The following is a 5,522-nucleotide window of genomic DNA, read 5'->3' as shown; positions in this document are numbered from 1 at the left end:
CTTCTCCCCTCCCGCAGGCGGGAGGGGTTGGGGGAGGGGAAAGCCACAAGCGACACAGCCCGCGGAGAGAACCCTCCCCCCATCCCCGTCCCGCCTGCGGGAGAGGGAACGCCGAGCCGCCAGCGGTGGAAGGTCTCGGCCATCCCCCTTCCGTAATCATTTCGGCAGCGCAGCGGAACGGGAGCGGCGGGGATGGGTTCACTTGGCATGTCCGCATCCGCTATGCTTTCGCCCATGCTGGTCGACCTCGCCCCGCCCCCGCCCCGCCTGTCCGCGACGGACAGCCTGTTCCTCGATTTCGACGGTACGCTGGTCGACCTCGCCGACAATCCCGAAGCTGTGCATGTCGGCGTCGCGCTTTCCGACCGGCTGGACGCGCTCGCCGCGCATATGCCCGGCCGCCTTGCCATCGTCAGCGGCCGTTCGATCGCGCAGCTCGACGCGCTGTTCGGCCCGCAGGCGCAGCATTTCACGCTGGCGGGCAGCCATGGGGCGGAGCGCCGCTCGCCCGAGGACGGCCATGTCCAGCCCGACAAGCCCGACCATCTCGCCACCGCGACGGATGAGATGCGCACGGTGGCCGAGGCCCATGACCTGTATTTCGAAACCAAGAGCTTTGGTGCGGGCCTCCATTACCGTCGCAAGCCCGAGGCCGAACCGCTGGCGCTGCGCGAAGCCACCGCCATCGCCGAGCGGCATGGCCTGACCCTGCAACCTGGCAAGATGATGGTCGAGATCCGCCTGCCCGGCGACAAGGGCCAGGCGATCGAGATGCTGATGCAGGCGCCCGCCATGCGGGGCACCGTCCCGATCTTTTTCGGCGACGATGTGACCGACGAGGACGGCTTCGTCGCCGCCGCCGCACTGGGTGGCGCGGGGGTGCTGGTCGGTCCGATGCGCGAAACCGCCGCCCGTTACCGCCTGCCCGATGTCGCCGCCGTCCATGAATGGCTCGCCCAAGCGCTGGAGAATGCCGAATAATGCAACAGGACATGAACCTCTGGCCGATCGGCAATTGCCAGGTTTCCGCGCTGGTCGATTCGCAGGGCCGCTTCGTCTGGGGCTGTGTGCCGCGCGTCGATGGCGACCCGGCCTTTTGCGCGCTGCTGGGCGATGGCGAGCCGGAGACGGGCTATTGGTCGATCGACCTGGAGGACCGGGTCTCGACCACCCAAGGTTACCTTCGCAACACGCCGATCCTAGTCACGACGCACATGGACGACCGGGGCAACGGCATAGAGATCACCGATTTCTGCCCGCGTTTCGCGCGCGAAGGCCGCGTCTATCGGCCGACCAGCTATGTGCGGATCGTGCGCCCGATCGGCTCCCCACGCATCCGCATCGCCCTTCGCGTCGCGACCGACTGGGGCACGCCCACCGAGCGGACCCAGGGGTCCAACCATATCCGCTATCTGATGACGCAGCAGACGCTGCGCCTGTCGACCGACGCGCCGGTCGGCCATATCGCCGCCGAACAGTGGTTCCGTCTGGAACGTCCGATCCATATGTTCCTCGGCCCCGACGAAAGCTTTGCCGGTGTGCTGAGCGAGGCATGCCGCGCCATGCTGGAACGCACCACGCATGAATGGCATCACTGGGTGCGCGGCTTGGCGACGCCGGTCGAGTGGCAGGCGGTCGTCATCCGCGCCGCCATTACCCTGAAACTCTGCCAGCATGAGGAAACCGGCGCGATCGTCGCCGCGCTGACCACCTCACTGCCCGAACATGCCGATTCAGGGCGCAACTGGGACTATCGCTACTGCTGGATCAGGGATGCCTATTACACGGTGCAGGCGCTCAACCGGCTGGGCGCGCTCGACGTGCTGGAGGGCTATCTTGAATATCTGCGCAATATCGTCGATGCGGCCAAGGGCGGGCATATCCAGCCGCTCTACGGCGTCGGCGGCGAGGCGACGCTGGTCGAGCGGATCGAGACAAACCTGCCCGGCTATCGCGCCATGGGGCCGGTCCGCGTCGGCAACCAGGCCTATGAGCAGATCCAGCACGATGCATACGGCCAGATTGTGCTGTCCGACGTGCAGGCCTTCTTCGACACGCGCCTGTTCCGCATGTCGGGGGTCGAGGATTTCCACTCGCTCGAACGCGTCGGCGAGCGGGCCTGGGCCAAGTACGACCAGCCCGATGCGGGCCTGTGGGAGCTGCGCACCAAAAGCCATGTCCATACCTACTCCGCCGCCATGTGCTGGGCGGCGTGCGACCGCCTCGCCAATGCCGCGCAGGCGCTGGGCCTGGAGGAGCGCCGCGCCTTCTGGCAGGAGCGCGCCGACCTGATGCGCGAGACGATCGAGCAGTCGGCCTGGCGTCCCGAGACGCAGCGCATGTCGGCGACCTTCGGCGGCGACGATCTGGACGCCAGCATCATCCAGCTGCTCGACCTGCGCTTCCTGTCGCCCGACGATCCCCGCTTCCGCTCGACGCTGGATGCGGTCGAAAAGGGGCTGCGCCGGGGCAGCCATATGTTGCGCTATGCGACCGAGGATGATTTCGGCCTGCCCCATACCGCGTTCAACGTTTGCACCTTCTGGCTGATTGAAGCGTTATATGTGACCGGGCGTCATGCCGACGCCCGCGCGCTGTTCGAGGAGATGGTGGCGCGCTGCACCCCCGCCGGGCTTCTGTCCGAGGATATTGACCCGAATACGGGCGAGCTGTGGGGGAATTATCCGCAAACCTATTCGCTGGTCGGCCTGATCAACTGTGCCGTCCTGCTGAGTAAACCATGGAGTGCCGTGCGATGAGTCGCCTGATCGTCATCTCGAACCGGGTCCAGCCGCCCACCACCGGGCCAGGCGGAAATCAGGGCGGGCTGGCGGTCGCACTTCTCGCCGCGCTGCGCGAACAGGGCGGCATCTGGTTCGGCTGGTCGGGGGAGACCACCGAGGAGTTCAGCGGCCATATCAACTTCCAGCAGGGCGGCGGCGTCACCACCGCGACCATCGACCTGGAAGAACAGGATATCGACGAATATTATAACGGCTATGCCAACCGGACGCTGTGGCCGCTCTTCCACTATCGCATCGACCTGACCGAGTTCGAGCGCGACTTCGACTCCGGCTATGCCCGCGTCAACGAGCGCTTCGCCGATACGGTGCAGCCGCTGATCGAGCCCGACGATCTGGTCTGGGTCCACGACTATCACCTGATCCCGCTGGGCCATGACCTGCGCAAGCGCGGGTTCAAGAACCGGATCGGCTTCTTCCTCCACATTCCCTGGCCGCCGGTGCGGCTGCTGATGTCGCTGCCCAGCCATCGCAAGCTGGTGGAATCGCTCTTCGCCTATGACGTGGTGGGGTTCCATACCGAGGACTGGCTGGACAGCTTCCGCGACTATGTGACCAAGGAGCTGGGCGGCACGCTGGGCGAGAATGGCGCGGTGACGTGGAACGGCAAGACCATCCAGGCGATCCGCGCGCCGATCGGCATCGAGACCAAGGAGTTCGAGGAAGCCGCCAGCGGCCACGACGCCCGTTTCGCGCGCGAACGCATGTATATGTCGGCGACGGGTCGCAGCCTGATCGTCGGGGTCGACCGGCTGGACTATTCCAAGGGGCTGACCGAGCGGTTCCTGGGCTATGAGCGTTTCCTGGCGCAGAACCCGGAGCGGCGCGCGCTGGTCTATATGCTCCAGATCGCACCGCCCAGCCGCGAGAAGGTGAACACCTATCAGGAGATTCGCGCCAATCTCGACTCGCTGTCGGGGCGGATCAACGGCGAATATGCCGATATCGACTGGGTGCCGATCCGTTACGTGAACAAGGGGTTTCCGCGCCCGGTGCTGGCCGGCATCTACCGCGCGGCACGGATCGGGCTGGTGACGCCCTTGCGCGACGGGATGAACCTGGTCGCCAAGGAATATGTCGCGGCGCAGGACCCGGAGGACCCCGGCGTGCTGATCCTGTCGCGCTTCGCGGGCGCCGCCGAGCAGTTGAAGGACGCGGTTCTCATCAACCCCTACAGCGCCGAGGAAATGTCCGACGCGATCGTCCAGGCGCTGACCATGCCGCGCGCCGAGCGTATCCGGCGCTGGGAAAGCCTGATCGACAATGTCCGGCGCGAGGATGTGTTCTGGTGGTGTGAGCTGTTCCTCGCCGCGTTGCGCGGGGATGGGGTTGAGGCAGAGGCCAAGGCGATAGAAGCGGCGGCCCACTGATCCTCCCCGGCACGGGGAGGGGGACCGCCGCGAAGCGGTGGTGGAGGGGGATGGCCGCTCAGGACATCGCTCGAGGCACGCCCCCTCGACCAGCCTATGGCTGGTCCCCCTCCCCGTGCCGGGGAGGATTGGAATGCTCCAGCCGCCGCCGGGGCAACGCCTCGGGCATCTCGTGGCGGATATATTCCAGCAACCCCTCGCGAATCTCGCATCGCAGGTCGAACGCGGTCGAGGCGTCGCGCGCGGTCATCAGCCCGCGCACCTCGATCGAATCCGGCTTCACATCGGTCACCTGCATGTTGAAGAAGCGCCGGTCCCAGCGCGTGCTCGCCTCGACCAGTTCGCCCATCTTCTCGCGCAGGCGGGGAATGTCCGCCGCCGGATCGAGATACCAGAAGACCGACCCCAGCAACTGGCTGGTCTCGCGCGTCCAGTTCTGGAAGCTGTTCTCCAGGAATTTGGCGACCGGCACGACCAGCCGCCGCTCGTCCCAGATGCGGACCACGACAAAGGTCAGGTGGATCTGCTCGATCCGCCCCCATTCGTTATCGATGATGACCACGTCGTCGAGGCGGATCGGCTCGGTAAAGGCCATCTGTACGCCCGCGATCAGGTTCTTGAGCGCGGGCTGGGCGGCGGCACCGACGACCAGGCCTGCGATACCCGCCGAGGCCATCAGCGTGACGCCGATGGTGCGGATGCCAGGAACGCTCAACAGCATCAGGCAGACGGTCAGGAACACGATCAGGAAGATGCCGATCCGCCCCAATATCTGTGCCCGCGTCCGCTTGCGCCGGGCGCGCAGATTGTCCTCGACGCTGATATCGGCGCGTAGATAGACCACGCCCTGAAACGCGCGCAGCGCAGAGACTGCCAGCCAGCCAAGCAGCGCGGGCACACAGAAGCCCAATGCCTGCCGCCAGATTTCGCGCCCGTCGCTCGACATCGGCACCAGCCGCATCGCGAAGCTGACCGCGATGGCGATCGCCACCCAGCGCAAGGGCTGGCGGATATGTTCGAGGACCAGGTCATCACTCTGGCTGGCCGTCCGCCGCGCGGCGTGCCCGGCGATCCGCATCGCGACGGCGTGAGCCACCACCGCGATCAGGATCGCGACCGCAATGATCGTCAGGTTTTGAAGCCACAGCCATTCGGCCGGAATGTCGAGCGATCGAAGCCAGCGCATGGGATGGGAAAGGGTCAGGAGGGGTGAAGGTTCCTTGCGGGGGCGGGATTCCCTTGGCCTTCGACTGCGCTCGGGCTGAACGGGTCGAGGGACGAGTCCCACTCCCAACCTCCGTTCAGCCTGAGCGCAGTCGAAGGCCACGCCCCACCCCCTCCCACGACAAAA

General features: G+C 66.2%; 4 protein-coding genes. 3 read left to right on the top strand and 1 reads right to left on the bottom strand.

Annotated features, from left to right (window positions below; all coding sequences use genetic code 11):
• The first annotated feature begins 222 nt into the window (after window positions 1-222).
• Genes otsB through BSZ14_RS18355 form a run of 3 tightly spaced genes read left to right on the top strand, consistent with a single transcriptional unit; the run spans window position 223 to window position 4,171 of the window.
• Complete coding sequence (gene otsB, locus BSZ14_RS18365) at window positions 223-981, top strand: trehalose-phosphatase (RefSeq protein ID WP_076712015.1); 759 nt, start codon at window positions 223-225, stop codon at window positions 979-981.
• Window positions 981-2,759, top strand: coding sequence for a glycoside hydrolase family 15 protein (locus tag BSZ14_RS18360; protein ID WP_076712014.1), 1,779 nt, complete (start codon window positions 981-983; stop codon window positions 2,757-2,759). Before otsB ends, BSZ14_RS18360 begins: the two co-directional genes overlap by 1 nt.
• On the top strand, window positions 2,756-4,171 hold the full coding sequence (locus BSZ14_RS18355; RefSeq protein WP_076712013.1) for an alpha,alpha-trehalose-phosphate synthase (UDP-forming): 1,416 nt from the start codon (window positions 2,756-2,758) through the stop codon (window positions 4,169-4,171). Before BSZ14_RS18360 ends, BSZ14_RS18355 begins: the two co-directional genes overlap by 4 nt.
• 94 nt (window positions 4,172-4,265) lie before the next feature.
• On the opposite strand, the gene BSZ14_RS18350 is transcribed toward BSZ14_RS18355, so the two are convergent.
• Window positions 4,266-5,357, bottom strand: a complete 1,092-nt coding sequence (locus BSZ14_RS18350) for a mechanosensitive ion channel family protein (protein ID WP_052811634.1) — start codon at window positions 5,355-5,357, stop codon at window positions 4,266-4,268.
• Window positions 5,358-5,522: the final 165 nt, after the last annotated feature.

Source organism: Sphingomonas sp. Sph1(2015) (assembly GCF_001970915.1).
Lineage (GTDB): Bacteria > Pseudomonadota > Alphaproteobacteria > Sphingomonadales > Sphingomonadaceae > Sphingomonas > Sphingomonas parapaucimobilis.
Note: the sequence above shows the minus strand (reverse complement) of the source record. Positions and strands in the feature narration are given on the sequence as shown.